This is a genomic window from Pseudomonas sp. J452 (assembly GCF_024666525.1).
Classification (GTDB): Bacteria; Pseudomonadota; Gammaproteobacteria; order Pseudomonadales; family Pseudomonadaceae; genus Aquipseudomonas.
The window spans coordinates 3,167,078-3,192,418 of record NZ_CP088294.1; the positions used below are offsets into that span (position 1 = coordinate 3,167,078).

At 63.9% G+C, this 25,341-nt stretch carries 24 protein-coding genes, 2 tRNA genes and 1 pseudogene; 13 read left to right on the forward strand and 14 right to left on the reverse strand.

Annotated features, from left to right (window positions below; genetic code table 11):
- Positions 1-259: 259 nt before the first annotated feature.
- Genes LRS11_RS14350 through LRS11_RS14370 form a run of 5 tightly spaced genes read right to left on the reverse strand, consistent with a single transcriptional unit; the run spans position 260 to position 5,786 of the window.
- A complete protein-coding gene (locus tag LRS11_RS14350; protein WP_260493620.1) occupies positions 260-2,020 on the reverse strand; it encodes an N-acyl-D-amino-acid deacylase family protein in 1,761 nt (586 codons plus the stop codon).
- Positions 2,017-2,757, reverse strand: a complete 741-nt coding sequence (locus LRS11_RS14355) for a sulfite exporter TauE/SafE family protein (protein ID WP_260493621.1) — start codon at positions 2,755-2,757, stop codon at positions 2,017-2,019. The genes LRS11_RS14350 and LRS11_RS14355 overlap by 4 nt, the downstream gene beginning before the upstream one ends.
- Positions 2,757-3,539 (reverse strand): SDR family NAD(P)-dependent oxidoreductase, encoded by a 783-nt coding sequence (locus LRS11_RS14360; protein WP_260493622.1) that lies wholly within the window; start codon positions 3,537-3,539, stop codon positions 2,757-2,759. Before LRS11_RS14360 ends, LRS11_RS14355 begins: the two co-directional genes overlap by 1 nt.
- Positions 3,539-4,465 (reverse strand): bile acid:sodium symporter family protein, encoded by a 927-nt coding sequence (locus tag LRS11_RS14365; protein ID WP_260493623.1) that lies wholly within the window; start codon positions 4,463-4,465, stop codon positions 3,539-3,541. Before LRS11_RS14365 ends, LRS11_RS14360 begins: the two co-directional genes overlap by 1 nt.
- The gene (locus LRS11_RS14370) at positions 4,446-5,786 is read right to left on the reverse strand and encodes an NAD(P)/FAD-dependent oxidoreductase (protein ID WP_260493624.1); all 1,341 of its coding nucleotides are present in this window, start codon (positions 5,784-5,786) and stop codon (positions 4,446-4,448) included. Before LRS11_RS14370 ends, LRS11_RS14365 begins: the two co-directional genes overlap by 20 nt.
- A 103-nt stretch (positions 5,787-5,889) precedes the next feature.
- Here LRS11_RS14370 and LRS11_RS14375 point away from each other — a divergent pair, with 103 nt between their 5' ends.
- Both LRS11_RS14375 and LRS11_RS14380 read left to right on the forward strand, forming a co-directional pair.
- A complete protein-coding gene (locus LRS11_RS14375) occupies positions 5,890-6,858 on the forward strand; it encodes an AraC family transcriptional regulator (RefSeq protein WP_260493625.1) in 969 nt (322 codons plus the stop codon).
- Complete coding sequence (locus LRS11_RS14380) at positions 6,855-7,610, forward strand: spermidine synthase (RefSeq protein ID WP_260493626.1); 756 nt, start codon at positions 6,855-6,857, stop codon at positions 7,608-7,610. The genes LRS11_RS14375 and LRS11_RS14380 overlap by 4 nt, the downstream gene beginning before the upstream one ends.
- A gap of 63 nt (positions 7,611-7,673) precedes the next feature.
- Here LRS11_RS14380 and LRS11_RS14385 read toward each other — a convergent pair whose 3' ends face one another.
- Positions 7,674-8,465: a crotonase/enoyl-CoA hydratase family protein gene (locus tag LRS11_RS14385; protein WP_260493627.1), complete on the reverse strand. Its 792-nt coding sequence runs from the start codon at positions 8,463-8,465 to the stop codon at positions 7,674-7,676.
- A 335-nt stretch (positions 8,466-8,800) separates the two neighbouring features.
- On the opposite strand from LRS11_RS14385, the pseudogene LRS11_RS14390 reads away from it, so the two are divergent.
- A pseudogene (locus tag LRS11_RS14390) lies at positions 8,801-10,520 on the forward strand (DEAD/DEAH box helicase).
- Positions 10,521-10,614: 94 nt separating this feature from the next.
- Here the strand turns inward: LRS11_RS14390 and LRS11_RS14395 are convergent.
- On the reverse strand, positions 10,615-11,313 hold the full coding sequence (locus LRS11_RS14395) for a hypothetical protein (RefSeq protein WP_260493628.1): 699 nt from the start codon (positions 11,311-11,313) through the stop codon (positions 10,615-10,617).
- Positions 11,314-11,659: 346 nt separating this feature from the next.
- On the opposite strand from LRS11_RS14395, the gene LRS11_RS14400 reads away from it, so the two are divergent.
- Complete coding sequence (locus LRS11_RS14400; RefSeq protein ID WP_260493629.1) at positions 11,660-11,833, forward strand: hypothetical protein; 174 nt, start codon at positions 11,660-11,662, stop codon at positions 11,831-11,833.
- Positions 11,834-11,840: 7 nt separating this feature from the next.
- On the opposite strand, the gene LRS11_RS14405 is transcribed toward LRS11_RS14400, so the two are convergent.
- The 4 genes from LRS11_RS14405 to LRS11_RS14420 all read right to left on the reverse strand — a co-directional run bounded on the left by LRS11_RS14405 (position 11,841) and on the right by LRS11_RS14420 (position 15,605).
- Positions 11,841-12,608: a class III extradiol ring-cleavage dioxygenase gene (locus LRS11_RS14405; protein WP_260493630.1), complete on the reverse strand. Its 768-nt coding sequence runs from the start codon at positions 12,606-12,608 to the stop codon at positions 11,841-11,843.
- A gap of 347 nt (positions 12,609-12,955) precedes the next feature.
- The gene (gene htpX / locus LRS11_RS14410; protein WP_260493631.1) at positions 12,956-13,828 is read right to left on the reverse strand and encodes a protease HtpX; all 873 of its coding nucleotides are present in this window, start codon (positions 13,826-13,828) and stop codon (positions 12,956-12,958) included.
- A 90-nt stretch (positions 13,829-13,918) separates the two neighbouring features.
- Positions 13,919-14,374, reverse strand: a complete 456-nt coding sequence (locus tag LRS11_RS14415) for a hypothetical protein (RefSeq protein ID WP_173207302.1) — start codon at positions 14,372-14,374, stop codon at positions 13,919-13,921.
- Between the two features lie 19 nt (positions 14,375-14,393).
- Positions 14,394-15,605 (reverse strand): pyridoxal phosphate-dependent aminotransferase, encoded by a 1,212-nt coding sequence (locus LRS11_RS14420; RefSeq protein WP_260493632.1) that lies wholly within the window; start codon positions 15,603-15,605, stop codon positions 14,394-14,396.
- Positions 15,606-15,781: 176 nt separating this feature from the next.
- Between LRS11_RS14420 and msrB the strand changes: the two genes are divergently transcribed.
- The 3 genes from msrB to LRS11_RS14435 all read left to right on the forward strand — a co-directional run bounded on the left by msrB (position 15,782) and on the right by LRS11_RS14435 (position 17,248).
- On the forward strand, positions 15,782-16,177 hold the full coding sequence (msrB, locus tag LRS11_RS14425) for a peptide-methionine (R)-S-oxide reductase MsrB (RefSeq protein ID WP_260493633.1): 396 nt from the start codon (positions 15,782-15,784) through the stop codon (positions 16,175-16,177).
- Between the two features lie 121 nt (positions 16,178-16,298).
- Positions 16,299-16,784, forward strand: coding sequence for a glutathione peroxidase (locus LRS11_RS14430; protein ID WP_173207296.1), 486 nt, complete (start codon positions 16,299-16,301; stop codon positions 16,782-16,784).
- Positions 16,781-17,248 (forward strand): MarR family winged helix-turn-helix transcriptional regulator, encoded by a 468-nt coding sequence (locus LRS11_RS14435; RefSeq protein WP_260493634.1) that lies wholly within the window; start codon positions 16,781-16,783, stop codon positions 17,246-17,248. Before LRS11_RS14430 ends, LRS11_RS14435 begins: the two co-directional genes overlap by 4 nt.
- Here the strand turns inward: LRS11_RS14435 and LRS11_RS14440 are convergent.
- Positions 17,232-19,592 (reverse strand): response regulator, encoded by a 2,361-nt coding sequence (locus tag LRS11_RS14440; protein WP_409519736.1) that lies wholly within the window; start codon positions 19,590-19,592, stop codon positions 17,232-17,234. The two genes, LRS11_RS14435 and LRS11_RS14440, sit on opposite strands and share 17 nt — an antisense overlap.
- A 48-nt stretch (positions 19,593-19,640) precedes the next feature.
- Here LRS11_RS14440 and LRS11_RS14445 point away from each other — a divergent pair, with 48 nt between their 5' ends.
- The gene (locus LRS11_RS14445) at positions 19,641-20,531 is read left to right on the forward strand and encodes an ATP-binding protein (RefSeq protein ID WP_260493636.1); all 891 of its coding nucleotides are present in this window, start codon (positions 19,641-19,643) and stop codon (positions 20,529-20,531) included.
- Positions 20,532-20,898: 367 nt separating this feature from the next.
- Here the strand turns inward: LRS11_RS14445 and LRS11_RS14450 are convergent, their stop codons facing one another.
- Entirely contained in the window at positions 20,899-21,666 is a 768-nt protein-coding gene (locus LRS11_RS14450; RefSeq protein ID WP_260493637.1) for a hypothetical protein, read from the reverse strand.
- Between the two features lie 222 nt (positions 21,667-21,888).
- Here LRS11_RS14450 and LRS11_RS14455 point away from each other — a divergent pair.
- Both LRS11_RS14455 and LRS11_RS14460 read left to right on the forward strand, forming a co-directional pair.
- Positions 21,889-21,964, forward strand: a tRNA-Glu gene (locus LRS11_RS14455).
- Between the two features lie 5 nt (positions 21,965-21,969).
- A tRNA-Gly gene (locus tag LRS11_RS14460) sits at positions 21,970-22,045 on the forward strand.
- Positions 22,046-22,175: 130 nt separating this feature from the next.
- Here LRS11_RS14460 and LRS11_RS14465 read toward each other — a convergent pair.
- Complete coding sequence (locus tag LRS11_RS14465; protein WP_160081178.1) at positions 22,176-22,586, reverse strand: PA2817 family protein; 411 nt, start codon at positions 22,584-22,586, stop codon at positions 22,176-22,178.
- Positions 22,587-22,784: 198 nt separating this feature from the next.
- Here LRS11_RS14465 and LRS11_RS14470 point away from each other — a divergent pair, with 198 nt between their 5' ends.
- From LRS11_RS14470 to LRS11_RS14480, 3 genes are all read left to right on the forward strand, one after another.
- On the forward strand, positions 22,785-23,459 hold the full coding sequence (locus tag LRS11_RS14470) for a transglutaminase-like domain-containing protein (RefSeq protein ID WP_260493638.1): 675 nt from the start codon (positions 22,785-22,787) through the stop codon (positions 23,457-23,459).
- Positions 23,460-23,610: 151 nt separating this feature from the next.
- Positions 23,611-24,543 (forward strand): ABC transporter ATP-binding protein, encoded by a 933-nt coding sequence (locus LRS11_RS14475; RefSeq protein ID WP_260493639.1) that lies wholly within the window; start codon positions 23,611-23,613, stop codon positions 24,541-24,543.
- Complete coding sequence (locus LRS11_RS14480) at positions 24,540-25,319, forward strand: ABC transporter permease (RefSeq protein WP_260493640.1); 780 nt, start codon at positions 24,540-24,542, stop codon at positions 25,317-25,319. The genes LRS11_RS14475 and LRS11_RS14480 overlap by 4 nt, the downstream gene beginning before the upstream one ends.
- The last annotated feature ends 22 nt before the right edge of the window (positions 25,320-25,341 follow it).

Here is a 25,341-nt window from a genome sequence, read left to right on the forward strand (position 1 = left end):
GACCCTGAGCAGTTGTAACAATCAGACCCCGTCCAGTAGAACGTCAGGGCGAATGCCGACGAAGCCTGCGTCAGGCCGATCACGAGGAGCAGGGGCGGGAGATTTCGCGTCATGGTCCACTCCTCTGGAACAGGGCGGTCGCTTGCGTCATGCACGTCGCAGTCAGTCGCCTGTCAGTCGAATCGCTCTCTACACGGGGCAGCAGGAGCAGGGAGAAGGTTAGTCAAAGTCTCCCAGGCGCGACGGGCTTTTTCGCCAGCTACGGCCTCTGCAAGGCGGGCAGCTGGCCCGCGAGGAAGCGCCCGAAGCCCTGCTGCCTGCCCAGTTCCGCTGGGAACTCGGCGCCACGCCGGTAGGCGATGCGGCCGTTGATCAGGGTGGCATCGACCGCCGCGTCGTTGCGCTTGACCACGCGCTCCAGGCCGATCACCTCCATGGGTGCTTCATGCATCTCGTCCAGCTCGTCGGTCAGCCCGGCCGGGTTGACGATCACCACATCGGCGCGGTCGCCGACGCGGATGGTGCCGGCATCCACGCCGATGAAGTCGGCCAGCTCGCCGCTCAGGCGGTGCACGGCGCGACCCATGTCCATGAACGGGGTGCCGGCCAGTTCCGCGTCGCGCACGTACTTGAGGAAGCGCAGCGGGAAGTTGTACTGGGCAATCGAGCGCAGGTGCGCGCCGGAGTCGGCGAAGCCGGGCTGGGTCCAGGGACTGGAGAGCAGCTTGTGCATCACCGGCAGGCGCTGGTTGCCGTAGCAGGTGGTCCACTTCAGCGCCTCGCGGTACTGGCAGGCCAGCTCGAAGTAGGCATCCACCGGGTCCAGGCCACGGGCGGCGCCGAGTTGCTTGAAGTTCTGGCCGACCATGCTGGCGTCCGGGCACTCGGTCACCCAACAGTCGGAGAAGTCGCGGTGCCACAGGCCCTTGGTGAGGATGGCCTTGACCTGCTTCTTGAACAGGGCGCGGAACTCCGGCTCCAGCACCTTGGCGTACAGCTGGTCCGGGTCCTTGATATTGCGCAGGATCTCGCCGGCGCCGAACTCCTCGAAGGCGTTCACGTTGAGCCCTTCCAGGCGCAGGGTGAAGGGCGCCGGCAAGGTCTGCCAGCGGAAGTGGCCGAGCAGCACGCGGTTGGCCAGCCAGCCGGAGAGGCGGGTGAAGCGGTGCAGCAGCGGCTGCGACTTGAGGTCCAGGGCGGTGAGCATCGAACACTTCAGTGGCTTTCTGAACCAGCCGTGGGCCTGGTAGAGGAAGGCGAACACGTTGACCTTGGTCACCGCGTCCGGCGCGCCCTGCAGCACCGCGCCGCGCCGACGGAGCACGGCGAACAGGCGGGAGAACTCGCTCCAGCTGGCGAAGGTCGAGGGCAACGGGCTGGACCAGGCGCGGTCGCCGTCCATTTTGTCGAGCTTGGTGGTCATCACCGACAGGCCGATGCAGCCGACGTCCAGTGCCTCTTCCAGCAGCTGTTCCATGCGCTGCAGCTCGGCTTCGCTGGGCTTGATCTTGCTGGTGGCGCGCTCCAGGCCGAGCACCGCCACGCGCAATTCGGAGTGGCCGAGGAAGGAGCTGACGTTCGGCCCCAGCGGATGCTCGTCGTAGAAGGCGCGGTAGCCGGCGGCGTCGCGCCAGGTCTTCTTCTCCTGCAGGATAGGCAGCACGTATTCGCGCGGCACCGCCTCGACGCGGGTGAACAGGTCCGAGCAATCCTCGGCATCGGCCAGCACCATGCTGATCGAGCAGGAGCCGATGGTCACGCTGGTCACGCCGTGGCGCACCGATTCCTTCAGCGCCGGCGCGGCGATCACTTCGGCATCGTAGTGCGAGTGGATTTCCAGGAAGCCGGGAGTGACCCACTTGCCAGCGGCGTCGAACACATCGGGGCAGCCGTTCTCAATCAGCGGGCTGAGGCTGACGGTGTCGATGCGCCCGGCCTTGATGCCGAGATGGCGCAGGCGACCAGGGGCTCCAGTGCCGTCAAAGTACAGACCGTTCTTGATGATGATGTCGTAGCTCATACGAGGCTCCAGGGCGCCAGCAGCAGGGTGCCGGTGACCAGTAACAGGATGTAGATGGCGATGCGGAAGTGGCGCTCGTCGAAGCGCCGATGCAGGCGCTCGCCGGCCCACAGGCCGACCAGCAGCAGCGGGGCATAGACCAGCACCTGCGGCAGCGCCGGCAGCAGGCGGCCGTCGACGAGGAAGGCTGCGGTCAGCAGGCTGTTGAGGGTGAACCAGACGCTGACCAGGGTGGCGCGAAAGCGCGCCTTGTCCAGGCTGGTGCCGGCCAGGCCGAACACCAGCAGCGGCCCGCCGGAGGCGAACAGGCCGTGGCTGAGGCCGGCACCGAGGGTCAGCAGGCGGGTCAGCCACTGCGGGCGCACCGGCAGCGCGGCAGCATGGCGCAGGCGCCACAGCTCGCGCCCGGCGAACCAGAGGATCAGCACGCCGAAACCGCGCTTGAGCAGCGCCTCGTCCAGATACGGCAGCAGCAGGTAGCCGAGCAGCGTGCCGAGCAGCATGCCGGGCAGGATGGTGCCGAGCAGCAGCGGGCGGTCGATCTGCGCGCGGTGGCGCCAGACCAGGTAGCCGGTCATGCCGATATTCAGTGGTACCAGCACCGGCAGCAGCTGGTCGATCGGCAGCAGCAATGCACCGAGTGATAAGGCGATCACGATGCTGCCGAAACCGGTGACGGCTTCCAGGGTGTAGGCCAGCAGGATGAAGGCGCCGAGGGCGTAGGGGGTGAAAGCCATCAGTCCATCTCCGCGGCGAAGCGCTGGCTCATCTGCCGGTAGTACAGTGCCGGTGCCACGCGCCAGAGCAGGCTGGCCAGCCAGCTGCCGCGATCGGGAAACAGGCGTTGCTGGCCGGCAGCCAGGCCCTTGAGGATTTCCTCGGCCATCCAGTCGGCGCCGCGCACCCGGCCTATGGTCGAGCGCGCATGGCCGGCCGGCTGGCCGTCGCCGCCGAGGGCGTTGCGGTCGATCGGGGTGTCGAGAAAGCTCGGGTAGACCATCAGCAGCTGGATGCCGTCGCGGGCGATTTCCGCGCGCAGCACCTCGAAGGCCTGGGCCAGGGCGCTTTTCGCCGCGCAGTAGCCGGCGCGGCCGAGCACCGGCATCCAGCCGGCCATGGAGCCGATGGCGGCCACCTGGCCGCGACTCTCGCGCAGCAGCGGCAGGGCGGCCAGGGTCAACTCCAGCGGCGCGTGGTAGTCCACCGCCATGACCCGGCGAAACACCGCCGGGTCGGTGCGAGTGGTTGGCGAGCGGTGGGTGATGCCGGCGTTGTTGAGCAGCAGGTCGAGGCGGCCAAATACGGTTTGGCAGGCGTCGAGCAGTTGGCGGTGCAGCTCGGGATCGGTGATGTCGCCGGACAGGCCTTCCACTCGCTCACCGCCCAGTTCGGCGACTCGTGCGGCCAGGCCGACGGCGTCGATATCGGTGAGCAGCAGGCTGTCGCCACGGGCGTGGCAGGCCTTGGCCAGCTCCCAGCCGAGGCCGCTGGCGGCGCCGGTGATCAGCGCTACGCGCATCATTGCACTCCTTCGCCAAGCACGGCGGCAGGCTGGCCCGCCGGTGGGCGGCGGGCCCAGAACAGTGCCAGCACCAGCCCCGCCAGCAGTTGCCAGCAACCCCAGAAGGCGGCGATCAGCAACATGCCGCCGGCCTGTGGGAAGAAGGTGAAGATCAGCGCCATGCCCAGGGCCGAGTTATGGATGCCGGTTTCCAGGGTCACCGCGCGCACGTCGGCCTCCGGCAGGCGCCACAGGCGTGCGCAGAGGTAGCCGAGTAGCAGGGCCATGCCGTTGAGCGTGACCACCAGCCAGAAGAACAGGTGGAAGTGTTCGATGAACTGTTCGAAGTTCTTGGCGAAGGCACCGCCGACGAAGGCCAGCATCACCAGCAGGGAGAAGTTGCGCAGCGGTTTCTCCATTCGGCGTGCAAGCTGTGGGCGGCGCTTGCCGAGCAGCATGCCGGCGATCATCGGCAGCACCAGGACCAGCACGACCATGGCCAGCAGTTCGACCGGGTCGACACTGATCTCGGTGAGCAGCGCCCGGGTGTTGGGGTTGAGCCCGGCGTACAGGGCGAAGTTGAGCGGGGTGAAGATCCCCGCAGTGATGCTCGATACCGCGGTGACGCTGGCCGACACGGCGACGTTGCCACGGCCCAGCCAGGTCATGATGTTGGAGAAGGTGCCGCTCGGGCAGGTGGCGACCAGGATCATGCCCAGGGCCAGGCTCGGGTCGATCGGCAGCAGGGTGGTCAGCAGGCAGGTGCTGGCCGGCAGCAGCACGAATTGCACGAACAGGCCGATCAGCGGCGCCTTGGGCGTGCGCAGGATGCGCTTGAAGTCATCGGCGCGCAGCTCCAGGGATACGCCGAACATCATCAGGGCGATGATGGCGTTCAGCGCGATCATTGCGCTGGGGGAAAACTCAAGATTGACGGCAGGCATCGAGGCTTTCCTTTGGCGAAGTCGGGGTCAGGTGCTGTTTGAGTTCGGCGATATGGGCCTTGAGCGCGGCGCGGTAGCTGTCCTTGTGTACGTAGTAGGCCATGCGTTCCAGCTGCAGGTAGGCGTAGCCGCCGTCCAGGCGCTGAGCGAAGCGTTGCTGTACCTGCTCATGGAAACGCGCGGCCGAGGCATGGCCGTCGAGTTGCTGGCGGATCACCAGGGCGACCAGCTCGGCCTGTTCAGCGCGGCCCTGCCAGCCGAGGCCGGAGGCCTCGATCATGCCGAGCATGAACAGGTCGCGGTGCAGCGGGTGGAACACGTTGAGGTACAGCTGCGGCGCGCCGGCGTCCTGGGGCCAGTTCAGCTCGGCGCGGTCGATAAAGGGATAGTCGAGCTTGTAGCCGGTGGCCTGGAGGATCAGGTCGTAGTCGGCGCTCTCGCCATTGGCGAAAGTCACGCTATGGCCGCTGACCGCTTGGATATCGCCGCGCGGCTGGATATCGCCATGGCCGATATGGTGCAGCACCAGCGAGTTCATCACCGGGTGCGACTCGTACAGGCGGTAGTCCGGATCGGGCAGGCCGTACTGCGAAGGCTTGCCGAGCAGGGCACGCACCAGCAGGCCGTCGACCAGTTGCTTGAGCCGGCGCGGCAGCTTGACTGCGCCGCCGAAGGTATCGGTGGGCTTGCCGAGGATGAACTTGGGCAGGAAGTGGTAGCCGCGGCGCACCGACAGGTCGACCGAGGCGGCGCGGTGCACGGCATCCACGGCGATATCGCAGGCCGAGTTGCCGCAGCCGACCACCAGCACGCGCTTGCCGGCGAAGATGTCCGCCGACTTGTAGGCCGAGGAGTGCAGCAGCTCGCCGGCGAATGAACTGGGCAGGGCCGGCTGGTTGGGCTGGTGCAGGGTACCGTTGGCGATCAGCACGCCGTCGAACTGCCATTCGCGCTGCACACCGGCGCATTCGCTGACCAGGCGCCAACCCTGGTCGAGGCGTTCCAGCTTGAGCACACGGGTATTGAACTGGTAGTGCTGGCGTAGGCCGAAGTGCTCGGCGTAGTCGCGAAAATACTGACCGATCTGCTGGTGTCGCGGATAGTGCGGCACTGCGGCGGGCATGGGGAATTCATCGAAGGCGGTGGTGCCCTTGGATGAGATCAGGTGCGCCGACTCGTACATGGTGCTGTGCGGGTTGCTGATATCCCACAGGCCGCCGACATCGCTGTGCAGCTCGAAGCCGACGAAGGGGATAGCATGGCGTTGTAGCTGACGGGCAGCCGCCAGCCCCATGGGGCCGGCTCCGATAATGGCGTGCATGCAAGGTGTCTCGATTGTCTTTCTAGTGTTATTCCGTAAGCATATGCACCCTCGCGTAGGCCGTAACGGCTCAATCAGGACCTTTACTGGTTAATTCAAGACCATGAGCACCACGCCTTCCGTCACCGTGCATTACGCCCAGGCCATTCTGCAGGCCGCCGAGCGCCTGGCCTTGCCGCTGCCGGCCGAGTTGCGCGCACTGGGTGGCGAGGCACGCATTCCCCTGGCGCGCCAGGACGCCCTGTGGGAGGCCTTCTGTAGCGCCTCCAGTGATGCGTTGATCGGGTTGCGCCTGGGCTGTGCCCTGCAGGTCGGTCATCTGGATATGGTCGGCGCCCTGCTGATGAGTTGTGAAACGGTCGGCGAGGCGCTGGAAGCCCTGCTCGAGTACTACCCGATCGTTGGCGAGGGCGGCGAGTTCAGCCTGCAGCGGGCTCCCGGGCAAGTACGCCTGGTCTACCAGCCGCATTACCAGGTACGCCGCGAAGAGCGGGTCGAGGCGGTGCTGGCCAGCCTGCTGCACATGACGCGCTGGATCGCCGGCAACAAGCTGGGCCCGTTACAACTGAATTTCAGCCACGCCGCCCGTGGCGAGCTCGCCAGCTATGCCGGGCTGCTGGATTGCCCGTTGCAGTTCGAGGCCGCGGACAATGCGCTGCTGTTTGCCGAGGCCGACCTGCAGGTGCCGCTGATCCAGGCCAATGCCCTGATGCGCGAGCACCTGCGCGGCCTCGCCGACAGCCTGCTCGAACGCCTGGGTACGCAGAGCCTGGCGGTGCGCGTGCAGCAGTTGCTGCGCCAGCATCCGCGCTGGGGCAAGGAGCGCATCGCCGAACAGCTGGCACTCAGCGGGCGCCACCTCAACCGCAAGCTGGCCGAGGAGGGCAGCAGCTTCAAGCTACTGCGCGAGCAGGTGCTGTTTGCCATGGCCGAGCGGCTGCTGCGTGAGTCATTGCGCCTGGCCGATGTCGCCGAGCGTCTCGGCTTTTCCGATGAGAGTGCGTTCGCCAAGGCTTTCCGCCGCTGGAGCAGCATGACACCAGGGCAGTTTCGTCAGGGGCAGAGTGAATGAGTGATTTGCGCGAAGAACGGGTATTGGCCGAAGTGCAGGACCAGTTCGGTCTGGTCCGCGTGCTGGAAGTCGGCGACTACCGCTTCCTCGAATTCGGCGATGCCATCGAGCAGAGCTGTGTGTTCACCCGCGACCCGAAGTGGCTGGAGTACGACTACACCCGCGCCATGTTCCTCGGTGCGCTGTGCCATGAACAGCCGGAAACCGCGCTGTTTCTCGGCTTGGGCGCGGGCAACCTGACCCAGGCCTGCCTCAGCTTTATCGAGCTGGACGACGTCGAGGTGATCGAGCTGCGCCCGGACGTGCCGCGCCTGGCCATGCAGTACCTCGGCCTGGCCGACGACCCGCGCCTGACCATCCGTATCGGCGATGCCCTGGAGCTGCTCGACAGCGCCGAGTCGGCCGACCTGATCTTCCTCGACCTGTACACCGACACCGGGCCGGCGGTCGGCCACCTGGCCTGGAAGTTCCTGGAAAACTGCCAGGCCAAGCTCAACCCGGGCGGCTGGCTGGTGATCAACCAGTGGGGCACCGACGACGGCAAGCCGCTCGGTGCGGCGTTGTTGCGTGGTCTCTATCACCGCCATTACTGGGAAATTCCGGTGAAGGAGGGCAACGTCATCCTGCTGGTGCCGGCCGATTTGGAGCAGGAGCTGCAGCCCGAATTGCTCTCGGCCCGCGCCGCCGAGCTGGCGCCCCGTCTGGGCTACTCGCTGCAGCCCTTGATCGACGTGCTGCGTCCGGCCAGTTGAGGTCGGTGCGAGGGAGTTTCTACTTCTCCACTTAGTTCTCCTGACTTAGGGTGCCGCTGCGGCTCAACGGCCTTTGAACTCGCCGGGGCGGCGCTCAAGCATGGCGCGTACGCCTTCCTGGGCATCTTCGCTGGCCATCAGCGCGGTAACCAGCGGATGCAGGTTGGCAATCGCTGCCGCTTCACCCTCTTGCACGGCCTGGCGCGCTGAAGCCAGGGTGGCGCGTACGCCCAGCGGCGCCTGGGCGGCGATGCGTTCGGCGAGCGCCAGGGCGCCGGGCAGCAGATCCTCGGGGCTGAACACTTCCTGTACCAGGCCCAGGCGATAGGCTTCCGCGGCATCGAAGGGGTCGCCGGTCAGCAGCCAGCGCATGGCATTGCCCCAGCCAGCGGCCTGGTGCATGCGCAGGGTGGCGCCACCGAAGGGCAGGATGCCGCGCTGCACCTCCATCTGGGCGAAGCGGGTATCGCTGGAGCACAGATTGATATCGGAGGCCAGCATCAGCTCGATGCCGATGGTGTAGCAGTAGCCGCGGGCGGCAACGATCACCGGCTTGCTGACCCGTGGGCCGCCGAATACGCCCCAGGGGTCGCAGCCACCGGCGGGAATATGCCAGCCGGCGGCAAAGGTGGACGCCACTTTGGCCAGATCGAGGCCAGCGGTGAAGTGCTCGCCATGGGCGAACACCAGGGCCACGCGCGCTTCCTCATCGCGCTCGAATTCGCCATAAGCCAGGCAGAGCTGATTGAGCATGTCGAGGTCGAAGGCGTTGCGCTTGTCGCTGCGGTTGAGTCCGATCAGCATTATCTGGCCACGTTTCTCGCGGCTGATGCGGTCGGTCGTCGGCTCGGCCATGGGGTGGCTCCAGGTTCGCTAGGGGAGTTCCCTTTATAGTCAGCCCGCCGGCGGTCGTGCAAACGCATTGCCCGCCTGAATGGCAGGCTATGATCTGCAAGACGCGCGCCGCTTCTGTAAAAAATCTGCCACGTGGACAGCTTTTCCTGTATGATTCGCGCCCGGCCAAACTTGGCCGTCGTTCAGGTAGTAAAACTCACGAAGCGCTTGCTTCGGCAGCTTGTCCGCATAGCGGACTATCCTTGACGCTTTATTCATTTAGTTTTCGCAAATCCCCGCCTACACGGCTGCCAGGGTGACCTTCGGGTCCTACATGGCATGTGCAGCTTTGGAACTTGGGTCTTTGCGGATGCACCTAGAGGCAGACCCATGACCCAGGAAGTAACCGGCACTTTCGCCGAACTCGGCCTTCATCCTTCTATTCTCGCTGCGCTGACCGCGGTGGGTTACGAAGAGCCGTCCCCGATTCAATCCCAGGCGATCCCGGTGATCCTCGCCGGCCACGACATGATCGGCCAGGCGCAGACTGGTACCGGCAAGACCGCAGCGTTCGCCCTGCCGATCCTGTCGAAGATCGACCCGGCCAAGCGTGAACTGCAGGCGCTGATCCTCGCGCCGACCCGTGAGCTGGCCCTGCAGGTGGCCACCGCGTTTGAAACCTACTCCAAGCAGATGCCCGGCCTGAGCGTGGTTGCCGTTTACGGCGGCGCGCCGATGGGCCCGCAGCTCAAGGCCATCCGCATGGGTGCCCAGGTCATCGTCGCCACCCCGGGTCGTCTGGTTGACCACCTGAGCCGCAACGACCAGCTGCTGTCGACCATCAGCCACCTGGTGCTGGACGAAGCCGACGAAATGCTCAAGCTCGGCTTCATGGATGACCTGGAAGTGATCTTCCAGGCCATGCCGGCCAGCCGCCAGAGCGTGCTGTTCTCCGCGACCCTGCCGGCCTCGATCCGCACCATCGCCGAGAAGCACCTGCGCGAGCCGAAGCACATCAAGATCGCCGCCAAGACCCAGACCGTCTCGCTGATCGAGCAGGCGCACCTGATGGTGCATGCCGACCAGAAGGTCCAGGCCGTTTCGCGCCTGCTGGAAGTCGAGGAATTCGACGCCCTGATCGCCTTCGTGCGCACCAAACAAGCCACCCTGGACCTGGCCTCTGCGCTGGAAGCCAAGGGCTACAAGGTTGCCGCGCTGAACGGTGACATCGCGCAGAACCAGCGCGAGCGCGTCATCGAGTCGCTGAAAGACGGCCGTCTGGACATCGTGGTCGCCACCGACGTAGCTGCCCGTGGTATCGACGTACCGCGCATCACCCACGTCCTCAACGTCGACATGCCGTACGACCCGGAGTCCTACGTGCACCGTATCGGCCGTACCGGCCGTGCCGGTCGCGTTGGCCGTGCGCTGCTGCTGGTGACTCCGCGTGAGCGCCGCATGCTGCAGGTGATCGAGCGTGTAACCGGGCAGAAAGTTGCCGAAGTGCGCCTGCCGAATGCCCAGCAGGTGCTGGACGCGCGCATCAAGAAGTTGACCAACAGCCTGGCGCCGCTGGTGGCCGATGCCGAAGCCAGCCATGGCGAACTGCTCGACCGTCTGGTTGCCGATATCGGTTGCACCCCGCGTGCCCTGGCCGCAGCCCTGCTGCGCAAGGCCACCAATGGCCAGTCGCTGAACCTGGCCGACGTCGAGCGCGAGCAGCCGCTGGTGCCGACCGTCAGCGCCCCGCGCGAGCGTCGCGAGCGTGATGGCGAGCGCAGCAGCGGTGGCGATTTCGCCCCGCGTGAACGTCGTGCTCCGGTGCCGCTGACCGAAGGCCGTGCCCGTTGCCGTACCGCCCTGGGCACTCGCGACGGCATCGCCGCGAAGAACCTGCTCGGCGCGATCCTCAATGAGGGTGGTCTGGCCCGCGAAGCCATCGGTCGCATCCAGATCCGCGAGACCTTCAGCCTGATCGAACTGCCGGAAGAAGGTCTCGACCGTCTGCTCGGCAAGCTCAAGGACACCCGCGTTGCCGGCAAGGCCCTGAAGCTGCGTCGTTATCGCGAGGATTGATCCCCTGGGATCGAACCAAAGCTGAATGAAAAGCCCCGCCAAGTGCGGGGTTTTTTATTTCGGGTGATTGGCTGTAAACGCCCGTAGATCTGGGCTATTCGGGCAGCAGATACTTGCGGTCGGCAATATGGTATTTGCGGTTGATCGCCATGTACTCGCGGCTGAGGAAGAATGTTTCCAGTGCCTGCTGAAGTTGCTGTGCATCGGCCTCGGCGGTCTGTTTGCTGACGGCCATCCAGATATCGGCATCGAAGAATTTGTGACCACGCCGCAGCTTGATCTTGGGCAGATGATTGCTGAGGGAATACTCGCGAGCGACGTAGTGGGCGGTGACGCTGTGTGCCGACCAGACCTTGATGCGTCCCGCCAGCAAGCGCCGCAGTGCGATGACTTCACTTTCCGAGTCCTCGACCAGGTAGGCATCCGTTCCAAGAATGCGGCGCACCTCGCGGGTTTGCGGGCCGCCGGCCAAGCCCCCGATAGAGCCGGCATGGCGAACTTGTTCGAGGCTGTCGATGGATGTTTCTGGATCGATGGCCCAGGCGTAGCAGGGCTCACGCAGGATCAATGCTAACCAGCGGTACTGTGTTTCACGTTCAGCCGTGCGGATCAACGGGAACAGCACCACATTGGGTTCCTGCAGGGCATATTGCTGGGCGCGCCGCCAGGGGATCATGCCGACTTCGATCTTTTCCAGCAGGTGAGCCTGGCGCATGGCGCCAATGAATATTTCGCCAAAGTAACCCTGCATTTCCTTGCGCGCAGGGTCGACCGACACCGAGAACGGCGGCATGTTCAAGGTCAGGGCACGAAACTCGCTACTCAGCTCGGCAGTCGCCGACGGGCTGAGTAGCAGTCCGCAGAGGAGTGCAATGGTATGGCGCATAAAGGCGGCCAAAAGGAGGGGTGGCTGCATGGCTCAACTCATCGGTTTCTGCTCAGTGTAGAAGTCTGTCCGGCCTGCGACTAACAAAGCTGAGGTGCCCTGGCTATCGACTGGCGTGGGAGCTTGCCGAGCAACGCCGCTGTTGTGAGCGGAAACTGTCTATGGCCTGGCGAGAGCCTCATCCCGTCAGGGCTTGAGGCAAAGTCATTGCTGCTGGTGTGATTCGATTTGCAAGGCCAGGTTGGGCATTCCCGTGGGTATGCGCCTGGCTGAGTTCATCAAGTATGTTTGGCCGTTGCTGTTGTTTCGCTACTTCTTGCGCAGCGGCATCTGGCGCACCTTTGCCGAGAACTACATGAGTCCCGAGCAGGTCGATGGGGTGGGCGTCACCGTGCTGGAGGTGTTGTTACTGCCTGTCAGCGCTTAATGTGTTTTCAGGCGAAGCTGTAGATATCCATGCCCAGTGCGCCATAGGTGAAGCCGCTGTGCTCGACCTTGAAGACGCTGCCGGCGCCGCGGGCGAAGTACAGTGGTAGCAGGTGTTCGTCGCTCGGATGATTGCGCCGGGCCTGCGGGGCCTGCTGGCGGTAGTCGTGCAGGGCGGCCTCGTCACCAGCCTGCAGCTTCTGCACCATCCAGTCGCGGAACTCCAGGGCCCAGGGCGTGATGGTCTGCGGGCCGGCGCGCCAGTCCAGTTCGCCGAGGTTGTGGGTGATGCTGCCGGAACCGATCAGCAGTACGCCCTGTTCGCGCAGGCTGGCCAGGGCGCGGCCGACGCGGGTCTGCAGTTGCGGGCCGGCATGGCTGGGCAGGGACAGTTGCAGCACCGGGATATCTGCTTCGGGATACATCAGTGACAGCGGTACCCAGGCGCCATGGTCGCGCGGGCGCTGTTCGTCCAGGCGCGCCGCAAGGCCGGAGTCGGCCAACAGCTGCTGGGCTTGCTGGGCCAGTTCAGGCGAGCCGGGTGCCGGGTACTGCACGGCGTACAGCGGCGCGGGGAAGCCGCCGAAGTCGTGCCAGGTGCGCGGTTGGGCGGCGCTGCCGAGCAGCAGCTCGTCGCTTTCCCAGTGGGCGGAAACCACCAGAATGGCGCGCGGTCTGGGCAGCTCGGCCGCCAGGCGGGCGAGGGCGGGGCCGCTGGCGCCTGGTTCGAGGGCCAGCATGGGCGAACCATGGGAGATAAACAGACTGGGCAGCACGCTGAAGTCCTCCTGAGAGCCTATCCAAAGGCTGCTGCGCGTCGGCCATGCGTCGTTAAAAACAGGCTCGGACAGCCGCTTGCGGCTAACGCGCTTTAGCGCGACCCGAAGGGCGAGTGAAACGAGTCATGCTCATTTACCATTCGTAAACTGCGCTTCCTCGCCTGTTTTTGCCTAGCCTGGCTCTAGCTCGCGAGCCTTTGAACAGGCTCTGAGTGAGGCTGATCATTGATCAAACGAGGCCGGGCTTCAAACGGGAAAAGCTGGGGTTTCTTATCGGTTGAATCGATTGGATCGTGGAAAAGACCAGGGCAGCCGTAGCTGCCCTTGGTCGTGTTGCCGTGCAATCAACCGCGCTGGCGCAGGGCCTGGATGCGCTGTTCCAGCGGCGGGTGGCTCATCAGCAGACCAGCCAGGCCGTTCTTCAGGCCGCCGTTGATGCCGAAGGCAGTCATGCTGCTGGGCATTGCCACCGGGATGCCCTGTTCGGCACGCAGGCGCTCCAGGGCGCCGATCATCGAGCCGGTACCGGCCAGGCGGGCGCCGGCTTCGTCGGCCTTGAACTCACGTTTGCGCGAGAACCACATGACGATGATGCTGGCCAGTATCCCCAGAACAAGCTCGGCGAAGATGGTTGCGACGAAGTAGCCGATGCCCGGGCCGTCTTCGTTCTTCAAGATCACCTTGTCGACGAAGTTGCCGAAGATGCGCGCGAAGAACATCACGAAGGTGTTCACCACGCCCTGGATCAGCGCCAGGGTGACCATGTCGCCGTTGGCCACGTGGCCGATTTCGTGGGCCAGTACGGCTTTCACTTCATCCGGCGAGAAGCGTTCGAGCAGGCCCTGGCTGACGGCGACCAGGGCGTCGTTCTTGTTCCAGCCGGTGGCGAAGGCGTTGGACTCATGGGCAGGGAAGATGCCGACTTCCGGCATCTTGATCCCGGCATCGCGGGCCAGCTCTTCCACGGTCTGCAGCAGCCACTGTTCGTGGCGGGTGCGCGGCTGGGTGATGATCTGGGTGCCGGTGCTCATCTTCGCCATCCACTTGGAGATGAACAGCGAGACCAGCGAGCCGGCGAAGCCGAACACGGCGCAGAAGACCAGCAGGCTGCCGTAGTTCTGACCGGTGAAGCGATCGACCCCCAGCAGTTTGAGGGTGACACTGGCAATCGCCAGTACCGCCAGGTTGGTGGCCAGGAACAAGACAATACGCATCATGGTGTGAAGCTACTCCTCGGAGCGAGAAAACATCAGGTTATGCCGGCTATATAGGGGCGTGGGGCAGGCATCTTCAACCCGGTGACTATTTCAAACTGTGTCCCGGGCCGGGTTTAGAGCGCTTTCGAACAGCAGGCGGGTGAGGCGGGCGACTTTTTCGCTGTTGTGCAGCGACAGTGCTTCACGCAGTTGCCAGGCCAGGGTGGCCTGCACGCGACGCACCGCCGGTGGTGGCGGGTTGTCGCCAGCGGGCAGGGCATGCGGCAGGCCGCGGCTCAGGCGCAGGAAGCCCTTTTCGCTGAGCACGGCCTGATCCAGGGCGTCGTAGCCGATGGTCGAGTCGTAACGCAGGTAGCCTTCCTCGGCCAGCCACAGCAAGGCGCCCAGGCAGCTCTGGTGGCGTTTGCTGGGCAGGCCGAATTCGTCCGGCTCCTCGCGGCCGATCAGGTCTTCCACATACAGCGCGATTTTGCGCGGAAAGGCCTGATAGAGTAGGAGCATGCCGGCGGCGGCATCCTTGTAGAACTCGTCGATCTGCAGATCCATGGCCGTCCCCGTGCCGCGCTTACTGACGGTAGGACTTGAGGAAGCTGCCGATGCGCCCGATGGCCTGCTCCAGGTCATCCACGCGCGGCAGGGTGACCACGCGGAAGTGATCCGGCCACGGCCAGTTGAAGGCGGTGCCCTGGACGATCAGCAGCTTCTCCGACAGCAGCAGATCGAGGACGAATTTCTCGTCGTTGTGGATCGGGCAGACCTTGGGGTCGATCTTGGGGAAGGCGTACAACGCGCCCATCGGCTTGACGCAGCTGACCCCGGGGATGTCGTTGAGCAGTTCCCAGGTACGGTTGCGCTGCTCCAGCAGGCGGCCTTGTGGCAGTACCAGGTCGTTGATGCTCTGGTAGCCGCCCAGTGCGGTCTGGATCGCATGCTGGCTCGGCACGTTGGCGCACAGGCGCATGTTGGCCAGGATGTCGATGCCCTCGATGTAGCTCTGCGCCTTGTGCTTGGGCCCGGAAATGGCCACCCAGCCGGAGCGGAAGCCGGCCACCCGGTAGGACTTGGACAGGCCGTTGAAGGTCAGGCACAGCACGTCCGGGGCCAGCGAGGCGGTGCAGATGTGCACGGCGTCGTCATACAGAATCTTGTCGTAGATCTCGTCGGAGAACAGCACCAGATTGTGCTGGCGGGCCAGCTCGACGATTTCCAGCAGCACTTCGCGCGAGTACACGGCGCCGGTCGGGTTGTTCGGGTTGATCAGCACCAGAGCCTTGGTGTTCGGCGTGATCTTGGCGCGCATGTCGGCGATATCGGGGAACCAGCCGGCCTGCTCGTCGCACAGGTAATGCACCGGCTTGCCGCCGGAGAGCGCCACGGCAGCAGTCCACAGCGGGTAATCCGGTGCCGGGATCAGCACTTCGTCGCCGTTGTTGAGCAGCGCCTGCATGGCCATCACGATCAGCTCGGAAACGCCGTTACCGAGGTAGATGTCTTCGATGCCGACGCCTTCCACCTGCTTCTGCTGGTAGTACTGCATTACCGCCTTGCGCGCGCTGAACAGGCCTTTGGAGTCGCTGTAGCCCTGGGCGGTGGGCAGGTTGCGGATCACGTCCTGGAGGATTTCCTCCGGGGCTTCGAAACCGAACGGCGCCGGGTTGCCGATATTCAGCTTGAGGATGCGATGGCCTTCCTCTTCCAGGCGCTTGGCGTGCTTGAGCACTGGGCCGCGAATGTCATAGCAGACGTTGGCGAGCTTGTTCGATTTGCTGACCTGCATGATCCAGATTTCCCGGGAGAAAGCACCGCGATGGCGGCGGGTGGCATTGATCCTGCGCCTTGGCAGGTTGTAACGCTGCTGCCAGACTGGCGTCCAAAGAGGCACGCATGATACGTGCGGCCCGATGCCCGGAAAAGGTACAGGTCGGGCTTTTTTCTGCCACTGAGGTGTACCCCATGGAAAAGATCGAAAAACCCCTGGAAGCCTGGCGCGACGAGCTTTCCGACGAGCAGTTCCACGTCTGCCGGCTGGGCGGCACCGAGCGTGCCTTCACTGGGGAATACCACGACAGCAAGGTGCCCGGCATCTATCACTGTGCCTGCTGCGGCGAGGCATTGTTCGATTCGGCTGCCAAGTACGACTCCGGCAGCGGCTGGCCCAGCTATTTCCAGCCGGTCAATGGCGAGGCTGTCGCCGAGAAGGCCGACTTCAGCCACGGCATGCACCGTATCGAGGTCAAGTGTGCCAAGTGCGATGCCCACCTGGGCCATGTCTTCCCGGATGGACCGCGGCCGACCGGGATGCGCTATTGCATCAATTCGCTGTCGTTGAAGCTGGTGCCGCGCGAGTAGCGCGCGTGGCTGGAAAATAAGGCTCGCTGATTGGCGGGCCTTATTTTACAGCAATTGAATTGTGTGCAATTCAATTGCTCACTATATTGTCCAGGTTCCCAACCCATTCGGAGTGCCACCCATGAGCGACAAGCTGCTTGATATCCCGGTTACTACCATCAAAGGCGAGCAGAAGACCCTCGCCGACTTCGGTGGCAAGGCCGTGCTGGTGGTCAATACCGCCAGCAAGTGCGGTTTCACCCCGCAGTACAAGGGCCTGGAAAACGTCTGGCAGCAGTACAAGGACAAGGGTCTGGTGGTGCTGGGCTTCCCCTGCAACCAGTTCGGCAAGCAGGAGCCGGGTGACGAGGGCGCGATTTCCGAGTTCTGCGAACTGAACTTCGGCGTCAGCTTCCCGCTGTTCAAGAAGATCGATGTCAATGGCAGCGACGCCCATCCGCTGTTCGTGCAGCTGAAACAGCGCGCTCCGGGCCTGCTCGGCAGCCAGGGCATCAAATGGAACTTCACCAAGTTTCTGATTGGCGCCGATGGCCAGGTGGTCAAGCGTTTCGCCCCGACCACCAAGCCGGAAGACCTCAGTGCCGAGATCGAAGCCCTGTTGCAATGACTCCACTGGATGATGCCGAGGCGCAGCTGCAGCTGGACAACCAGCTGTGCTTCAAGCTGTACGCTGCCTCGCGCGCCGTTACCCGCGCCTACAAGCCGATGCTCGATGAGCTCGGCCTGACCTACCCGCAGTACCTGGCCATGCTGGTGTTGTGGGAGTGGCAGGCTGCGCCACCCGAGCAGCCGACGGTCAAGGCCCTGGGTGAGCGCCTGCTGCTCGATTCCGGCACGTTGACGCCACTGCTCAAGCGTCTGGAGCAGCTCGGCCTGGTGCTGCGCCAGCGCTCGCCGCAAGACGAGCGTGAAGTGCACCTGCGCCTGAGCGAGGCGGGTGTGGCGCTGCGTCAGCGCGTGTTGCCGCTGAAGGGGCGTTTGCTGTGTGACAGTGGTTTGGATCTGGCTGAACTGGATGGCCTGCAGCACAGTCTCGGCGGCTTGCTGCAGCGGCTCACGGTGTCGTCGTGAGTGGCAGCCAGTTGTCCAGCAGGGTGGCCAGGTCTTCGCGGCGGAAGGGTTTGGCCAGGTAGTCGTTCATCCCGGCTGCCTGGCAGCGCTCGCGCTCATCGGGCAGGGCGTTGGCAGTCAGGGCGATGATCGGCAGGTTTGGCCAGCGACCGTTCTGGCGAATGCGCCGGGTCGCCTCGTAGCCATCCATCACCGGCATGTTGCAGTCCATCAGCACCAGATCGACCGAGTTTTTTTCCAGGTAGCTGAGGGCTTCGCCACCATGACCGGTGACTGCCACCTCGCAACCCAGCTTGGCCAGCATGCCTTTGGCCACCAGCTGGTTCACCGGATTGTCCTCTACCAGCAGTACGCGGGCCTGGCGCAGCTTGTTGGGCTGCACCACGGGCGTGCTGACGTTGCTGCCCTGGCGTGGTTGCAGTAGGCGCTGCAGGCTTTGCTGCAGGGTGGCGCGAGCCAGCGGGCGGGCCAGTTGCTCGAATGGTGCCAGCGCACTGGTCTGTTCGCTGGAAAGGAAACCGCCGTAGGCCGAGACCAGTAGCAGTGGGGCGTTGCTGCTCTGGTGCAGCTCGACCAAACGCTCGGCGCTGTCGCTGATCAGCAGGTCGGCCTGCTGGCCACCCAGGCTGGCGTCGCTGTCCAGGCGTCGATAACTCAGTCCCCAGTTACCCAGCCAGCTGCCCAGCAGCTCGGCCAGGCCACTGTTGGCCTGGCAGAAGGCGATGACCCGTCCGGACAGGGCGGGCCACTGCTGCGCCGGGGTATGGCTGGGCAGCGGTAGTTCGGCGCAGAACTGGCTGCCGAAGCCCTCCTGCGAATTCAGGCTCAGCTGGCCCTGCATGGCTTCGCACAGGCGCCGGGTCAGGGCCAGGCCCAGGCCGGTGCCGCCATACTGGCGGGTGATGCCGACGCCGGCCTGGGTGAAGGGCTGAAAGATGCGCGACTGGGCTTCCTGGGCGATGCCGATCCCGGTATCGCTGACCAGGATGCGTACGCCGCCAGCGCTGGGTACGACGCGCACATCGACGCGGCCATAGCGGGTGAACTTGAGGGCGTTGGACAGCAGGTTGCTGACGATCTGGCGGACCCGGGTCGGATCGCCCAGCACCTGGGTTGGCAGGCGCGGGTCGAGCAGGCACGTCAGCTCGACATTGGGGCCGGCGTTCTGCGACAGCAGGCTGGCGGTGTCTTCGACCAGGCTGCCGAGGTCGAACGGGATGTGCTCCAGCTCCAGCTGGCCGGCCTCGAACTTGGACAGGTCGAGGATGTCGTTGAGCAGTTCCACCAGTACCTTGCCCGAGTCGTGGGCGATCGACAGCTGCTGACGCTGCTCGACATTCAGCGGCCCGTCCAGAGACAGGGCAAGCATGCCGAGCAGGCCATTCAGCGGCGTGCGGATTTCGTGGCTCATGTTGGCGAGGAAGGCGGCGCGGGCCTGGGCCATGTCCAGGGCGGTGCGGCGCGCCTCTTCCAGTTCGCTGTTGGACAGGGTCAGGCGGGCATTGGTGGCTTTGAGTTCGGCAGTGCGCGCGGAAACGATGTTTTCCAGCTCGGCCAGGTACTGGGTCAGGCGGTCCTCGGCTTCGCGGCGCTGGTCGATTTCCTCGTGGATGTTGGCCAGCTGCTGGTTGGTGACTGCCACCAGGGTGCCGATCTCGTCCTCTTCATGGCCGCTCGGGCAGGGCACGGGGGTGAAGTCGCGGCGCGGGTCGCGCTCGCTGAGGGCGCGAATCACGCCGACCAGGGGCTTGGTCAGCATGGCGTAGAACAGCACCAGCAGAATCAGCGACAGCAGCAGGCTGCGCACGAAGCCGGTGAGCAGGGTGAGCACGGCGCGGCGCAGGAAGTCACTGCCGAAGGCGAAGGTGTCGACTTCCAGGCGCAGCATGCCGAGGGCTTCCTGCGGGGCGTGGCTGACGAACAGGTGGTCGACGAACTGACGGCGTTCGTCGAACAGGAAATCACTGAAGATCCGGTAGTCGCTCTGGCTGGGCGCGCGTTCCACCGAGGCGAGGATCATGCCGCTGTTGTCGATGATCTCCGCGCGCATCACCGCCGGTGAACGCAACAGGCCGAGTACCAGCTCCTGGGCCAGTTCGGCGTCGATGTTGTAGGCAATGCGCGCAGCCGGGTTGTGGCTGATTTCCAGCAGTGAGTTGATTTCCAGGTCGATGGCGGCGTCTTCGCTGGCATAATCCAGGCCGACCTGAATCAGGCTGAGCAGGGTTCCGAGGATAAACGCCACCAGCACCGTGATACTGGCCTGTTTGAACGACAGGCGGTGGGTGAGTGAGATATCCATGGAGGGCAGGGCGGTTCCTGAGTTCGTGCGCCAGCCAAGCATAGCCCATCACACCTGACTGTCGGCAGGTGTGCTTTTGAGGAGTGAGTCGTGGATGCCCGCTTGAATAGCTTTCTACAGCGTGCCGAGGAGGTGCTGGAGCGCCTCGACCCGCTGTTGCCGGTGCGTCGTGTGGCACTGGACTGGAATGTAACTGTTGCTGCGCGCTGGTTTCGCGAGGGGCAGGGCGGCTACCTGCAGCCGTTGCAGGTCAGCCTGGACCTGAGTCTGGCCGATCTGGTCGGTATCGATGTGCAGCGCGAGCAGCTGGCGCGCAATACCCGTCAGTTCGTCAGCGGCCTGCCGGCCAACCACGTGCTGCTGTGGGGCGCGCGGGGTACTGGCAAGTCGTCGCTGGTGCGGGCGCTACTGGCCGAATATGCCAAGGGCGGGCTGCGCCTGATCGAGATCGAGCGCGACTACCTGGCGGATTTGCCGCGGGTGGTCGAGCAACTGGCCGGGCTGCCGCAGCGTTTCGTGTTGTTCTGTGACGACCTGTCGTTCGAAGCCGGCGAAGGCGATTACCGGGTCTTGAAAAGCGTGCTGGATGGCTCGCTGGAGCGGGCTCCGGACAACGTGCTGCTATACGCCACCTCCAACCGCCGCCATCTGGTGCCGGAGAAGGAAAGCGACAACGACAACTGGCAGCGCGTCGAGGGCGAACTGCACCCCAGTGAGGCGGTGGAGGACAAGATCGCCCTGTCCGACCGCTTTGGCCTGTGGCTGTCCTTCTATCCCTTTACCCAGGAGCATTTCCTTGCCGTGGTGCGCCACTGGATCGAGGTGCTGGTTGCCCAGGCAGGCCTGCAATGGCAGTGGAGTCACGAGCTGGAAATCCTGGCCATCCGCTGGGCGTTGGGGCGTGGCAACCGCAATGGCCGCTGTGCCTACCAGTTCGCTCGTAGCTGGGTCGGCCAGCAGTTGCTGGAGAGTGCGCAATGATCGATTTGGCCGAGATCGGCCAGGGGCAGTCAGGCTACGCCTTGCTGGCTGCTCAATTAAGCGCTTTGCGCCCCTCTCCCTAACCCTCCACAAGTGGGAGAGGGGACTGTCCGTGTTGTCTGGAAGTCATTATTCCGCTGTATGGCTGCTGCATTAGCTGCAATGAGAAACGTCGCTTTCCAGCGTTGTAGCCCGGATGCAATCCGGGAGCGGAGCTGCCTGTTTCCCGGATTGCATCCGGGCTACGACTGAGGCGTCGCCGGATGCTGAGCGGGCAAAGAAAAACGCCGCGGCTGTGCGAAGCAGGCGCGGCGTTTTCTTAAGGGAACAGCGTTCCGGTAATGCCGGGCTGTTCTTGGACTGCTATTCAGTCGTAGATGTTCTTCTTCTTCCAGTCGTCTTCGCCGAGCGACTGCAGGCCATCGGTCAACTCGCTGTGCTCGTTCGGCGCAGGCTTGGCCTTTTCCAGGACCATGTCGTTGGCGCGGGCCAGCTGTTGCTCCAGCTGTTGCAGCTGGCTCTGGTAGCGAACCGGGTCGGGTTGCTTGCGCAGGTACTGCACGCCGCGCTCGTAGGCCAGGCGTGCCTGGCCAGGCTGGCCTTGCTGCAGGGATTGCTGGCCAAGGTTGGTGAAGAACTCGTAATGCAGCTGCACGAGGATATGACGAATCTCGCCGAGCCAGCGCTTGGCATCGTTGGCCGGTAGTGCGCCATCCTGCGCCGCGCGGGTGATCTGACTATGGAAGTTCTCCAGAAGGAAGCGCACGTCCTTGGCTTTTACTTCAGTCAGGATGGGTTGCGGGGCATTGCGTACGGGGATGTCTTCGCCCTTGGCGACCATGTCGCGCAGTTCGGCAATGCGGTTGCGCAGGGCGGAGTTCTGTTTATCGAGTGGTAGCAGGCGGTCGCTGAATTGCAGTTCCAGGCGCGACAGCAGCAGTTTGAGTGCCGGGGTCATCAACTGACCAGGCATGTTGTCGGAGACATCGCGACTACGCCGCACGCGATCATTGAGATCGGCCTTGAGTCGGGCCTTCTCCAGCTTGCTGCTCTCCACCATATGATTGATGTAGCCGATGGCGATGAGTAGCACGATGACGCCAACAACCAAGGCGGTGATGAGAAGTGGGGACACCGATGAATCTCCCGAACGCTTGTTTTTCTCCCGAGTGTAGTGCGTTAGCCAATATGCTCATAGCGCTATATCAGTTTCGACACTGAACTCATTGATTTGAAAAAAGTTTTGATTGAGGGTTGACGACCTCAAAGAGCATCCCTAGAATGCGCGCCACTCCCAACGCAGAAGCGGAAACGCAGAGCGAAAGGAGCCGGAAAGCTGTTGTAAGCTCCGGGCCACGTCCCCTTCGTCTAGTGGCCTAGGACACCGCCCTTTCACGGCGGTAACAGGGGTTCGAGTCCCCTAGGGGACGCCATATTTGCGGGAATAGCTCAGTTGGTAGAGCACGACCTTGCCAAGGTCGGGGTCGCGAGTTCGAGTCTCGTTTCCCGCTCCAAATAAACAAAAACGCCGCTCAATCGAGCGGCGTTTTTGTTTGCGCGTAATTCAGCACCATGAAAAAGGCCCGCCGGTCATGCCGTGCGGGCCTTTTCCGTTGGCGCCCCGGATGAACCGGGGCAGGGCTATCAGTGCTTGGGGCTTTCCGGCGGCAGGGCCAGCAGCTGCTTTTCCTGGGTCCAGTCGAAGGGCTGGCCATTGGCCTCGGCTTCGTAGCGACGCTCGTCGAGGTTCTGGTACAGCTCGATTTCCTCGTCCGGCATGAAGTGCAGGCAGTCGCCACCGAAGAACCACAGCAGGTCGCGCGGCACCAGGTGGGCGATCTGCGGGTAGCGGTGGAAGATCTGGCTGATCAGGTCCTGGCCCAGGTACAGGCTGTTCTCCGGGTCTTTCGGCAGTTCCACCAGCAGTTCGTCATAGCGCTCGAGGAACAGGCCGTGGGTATCGTCTTCCACCAGTTCGGCTTCACCCAGGGCAACCAGGATGCCGCGCAGGTGGGCGAGCAGGGCGAGGTGGTGGTCGAGGTGGGAGGCAGCCATGGCAATGATCCTGATTGAAAACGAGCGCGGCAGTATAGGGCGCCAGGCGCCTGCTGTCCCGGCTTGCTGGTGAGCACTCTTCTATATAGGCAGCGGTTGTCGGGCCGACATGGCGACAAGGCCGGTGAGCTTGGCCGGATCGCCGCTTTCGCCGGGCCGATGCGCCGATAGACTGGGAGCGACTCCAGGGAGCGTGCCATGCAGTCCTACCTTCAAGCCGGTCAGTTCATCGATAGCGAGCATCCATTGGTGGTCGAATTCGCCGAGGCCTGGTGCGGTACCAGCCTTGATCCGCGCGAGCAGGCGATCAGCCTGTACTACGCGGTGCGTGACCAGATCCGCTACAACCCCTACAGCTTCAGTCGCGATCCCGAAACCCTGAAAGCCAGCCATGCGCTGGTCGCCGGCGAATCCTACTGCGTGCCCAAGGCGCTGCTGCTGGCGGCCTGCGCCCGGCATTGCGGCATCCCGGCCCGCATCGGTCTGGCCGATGTGCGCAATCACCTGTCCAGCCCGCGCCTGCTGCAGATCCTGCGTAGCGAAATATTCGCCATGCATGGCTACACCGAACTGCTGCTCGACGGGCGCTGGGTCAAGGCCACGCCGGCGTTCAACCTGGCCCTGTGCAAGGTGTTCAAGGTGGCGCCGCTGGAGTTCGATGGACGCACGGACAGTGTGTTCCACCCATTCAATCAGCAGGGCGAGCGCTACATGGAATACCTGGCCGATCACGGCCAGTTCGACGACCTGCCGGAGACGCTGTTCTTCAGCCATCTGCAGCACTGCTACCCGCACCTGTTCGCCGCCGATTCGGCGTTTCTCCGTGGCGATTTGCAGGCCGAAGTGGCCGCCATGCAGGCCATCGATAGTTAACATCAGCATTCGCGACTTTTTTCTTGTGCCCAGGCTGGGTAGGGTGCAACTCCTGCAAGCTCCGAAGGCTCCGCTAACCTGAAACATCAGGTTGCAAACGTCGCGGCGCGCCCCTATCTAAGTCGTTCATTTCGCTGAGTACCTAGCCCTCATGAGTTCCGCTCTGTCCATCCGGCAGCTGACCAAGACCTACGGCAATGGCTTCCAGGCCCTCAAGGGCATCGATCTGGAAGTGGCCGAAGGCGACTTCTTCGCCTTGCTCGGCCCCAATGGCGCCGGCAAGTCCACCACCATCGGCATTCTTTCCACCCTGGTGAACAAGAGCGGCGGCACGGTCGAGGTGTTCGGTCACGACCTCGATCGCGACCCTTCCGGCCTCAAGCGCTGCCTGGGCGTGGTGCCGCAGGAATTCAACTTCAGCCAGTTCGAGAAGGTCTTCGACATCGTCGTGACCCAGGCTGGCTACTACGGCATCCCGCTGAAAGTGGCCAAGGAACGCGCCGAGCAGTACCTCAACCAGCTCGGCCTGTGGGACAAGCACGACGTGCCCGCACGCATGCTCTCTGGCGGCATGAAGCGCCGCCTGATGATTGCCCGCGCGCTGGTCCACGAGCCGCGCCTGCTGATTCTCGACGAGCCCACCGCCGGGGTGGACATCGAGTTGCGCCGCTCGATGTGGAGTTTCCTCAGCGAGCTGAACCAGAAGGGCATCACCATCATCCTCACCACCCACTACCTGGAGGAGGCCGAGCAGCTCTGTCGCCACATCGGCATCATCGACCACGGCAGCATCGTCGAGAACACCAGCATGAAGGCGCTGCTCAAGACCCTGCACGTGGAGACCTTCCTCCTCGACCTCAAGGAGGCGCAACTGGTGGCGCCGCAACTGCTGGGCTACCCGGCGACCCTGGTCGACCCGCACACCCTGGAAGTACAGGTGGAAAAAGACCTCGGCATCACCGAGCTGTTCCGCCAGCTGGCGGCGCAGAAGGTCGAGGTACTGAGCCTGCGCAACAAGAGCAATCGCCTGGAGGAACTGTTCGTTTCCCTGGTGGAGAAGAATCTGGCCAAGGTGGCGAAATGAGTCCCGAACTGCGTTCCAACCTGATCGCCCTGCAGACCATCGTCGTCCGCGAGGTGCGCCGCTTCACCCGTATCTGGGCGCAGACCCTGCTGCCGCCGGCGATCACCATGGCCCTGTACTTCGTCATCTTCGGCCGGCTGATCGGCAGCCAGGTCGGCGATGTCGGCCAGTACAGCTACATGGAGTTCATCGTGCCGGGGCTGATCATGATGTCGGTGATCACCAACTCCTACAGCAACGTGGTGTCGAGCTTCTTCAGCAGCAAGTTCCAGCGCAATATCGAGGAGCTGCTGGTGTCGCCGGTGTCGCCGCACACCATCCTCATCGGCTATGTCGTGGGCGGCATGCTGCGTGGCCTGGCGGTGGCCTTTATCGTCACCCTGCTGTCGCTGTTCTTCACCGACCTGCAGGTGCACCACCTGGGCGTGACCGTGCTGGTGATCATCCTCACCGCGATCACCTTCGCCCTCGGCGGTTTCATCAACGCGGTGTACGCGCGCAACTTCGACGACATCTCGATCATCCCGACCTTCGTGCTGACGCCGCTGACCTACCTGGGCGGGGTGTTCTACTCGATCAGCCTGCTGCCGCCGTTCTGGCAGACGGTGTCGCTGGCCAACCCCATCCTGCACATGGTCAATGCCTTCCGCTACGGCATCCTCGGCGTCTCCGACATCAATATCGGCGTCGCCATCGGCATGATGGTGCTGGCCAGCAGCGTGCTCTACATCGTCTGCATTCGCCTGTTGCAGAGCGGCCGGGGCATGCGTCAGTAGTATATGAAGTAACACTTTCGGC

What these genes read in the sequence shown, in the direction of transcription:
- htpX (WP_260493631.1), bottom strand. Translation starts at nt 13,828, where the DNA reads ATGATGCGTATTGTCTTGTTCCTGGCCACCAACCTGGCGGTACTGGCG.
- LRS11_RS14360 (WP_260493622.1), bottom strand. Translation starts at nt 3,539, where the DNA reads ATGCGCGTAGCGCTGATCACCGGCGCCGCCAGCGGCCTCGGCTGGGAG.
- LRS11_RS14395 (WP_260493628.1), bottom strand. Translation starts at nt 11,313, where the DNA reads ATGCCGCCGTTCTCGGTGTCGGTCGACCCTGCGCGCAAGGAAATGCAG.
- LRS11_RS14440 (WP_409519736.1), bottom strand. Translation starts at nt 19,592, where the DNA reads ATGCTTGGCTGGCGCACGAACTCAGGAACCGCCCTGCCCTCCATGGAT.
- LRS11_RS14435 (WP_260493634.1), top strand. Translation starts at nt 16,781, where the DNA reads ATGACTCCACTGGATGATGCCGAGGCGCAGCTGCAGCTGGACAACCAG.
- LRS11_RS14385 (WP_260493627.1), bottom strand. Translation starts at nt 8,465, where the DNA reads ATGGCCGAGCCGACGACCGACCGCATCAGCCGCGAGAAACGTGGCCAG.
- LRS11_RS14355 (WP_260493621.1), bottom strand. Translation starts at nt 2,757, where the DNA reads ATGGCTTTCACCCCCTACGCCCTCGGCGCCTTCATCCTGCTGGCCTAC.
- LRS11_RS14430 (WP_173207296.1), top strand. Translation starts at nt 16,299, where the DNA reads ATGAGCGACAAGCTGCTTGATATCCCGGTTACTACCATCAAAGGCGAG.
- LRS11_RS14470 (WP_260493638.1), top strand. Translation starts at nt 22,785, where the DNA reads ATGCAGTCCTACCTTCAAGCCGGTCAGTTCATCGATAGCGAGCATCCA.
- LRS11_RS14420 (WP_260493632.1), bottom strand. Translation starts at nt 15,605, where the DNA reads ATGCAGGTCAGCAAATCGAACAAGCTCGCCAACGTCTGCTATGACATT.
- LRS11_RS14370 (WP_260493624.1), bottom strand. Translation starts at nt 5,786, where the DNA reads ATGCACGCCATTATCGGAGCCGGCCCCATGGGGCTGGCGGCTGCCCGT.
- LRS11_RS14380 (WP_260493626.1), top strand. Translation starts at nt 6,855, where the DNA reads ATGAGTGATTTGCGCGAAGAACGGGTATTGGCCGAAGTGCAGGACCAG.
- LRS11_RS14365 (WP_260493623.1), bottom strand. Translation starts at nt 4,465, where the DNA reads ATGCCTGCCGTCAATCTTGAGTTTTCCCCCAGCGCAATGATCGCGCTG.
- LRS11_RS14475 (WP_260493639.1), top strand. Translation starts at nt 23,611, where the DNA reads ATGAGTTCCGCTCTGTCCATCCGGCAGCTGACCAAGACCTACGGCAAT.
- msrB (WP_260493633.1), top strand. Translation starts at nt 15,782, where the DNA reads ATGGAAAAGATCGAAAAACCCCTGGAAGCCTGGCGCGACGAGCTTTCC.
- LRS11_RS14375 (WP_260493625.1), top strand. Translation starts at nt 5,890, where the DNA reads ATGAGCACCACGCCTTCCGTCACCGTGCATTACGCCCAGGCCATTCTG.
- LRS11_RS14350 (WP_260493620.1), bottom strand. Translation starts at nt 2,020, where the DNA reads ATGAGCTACGACATCATCATCAAGAACGGTCTGTACTTTGACGGCACT.
- LRS11_RS14415 (WP_173207302.1), bottom strand. Translation starts at nt 14,374, where the DNA reads ATGGATCTGCAGATCGACGAGTTCTACAAGGATGCCGCCGCCGGCATG.
- LRS11_RS14465 (WP_160081178.1), bottom strand. Translation starts at nt 22,586, where the DNA reads ATGGCTGCCTCCCACCTCGACCACCACCTCGCCCTGCTCGCCCACCTG.
- LRS11_RS14480 (WP_260493640.1), top strand. Translation starts at nt 24,540, where the DNA reads ATGAGTCCCGAACTGCGTTCCAACCTGATCGCCCTGCAGACCATCGTC.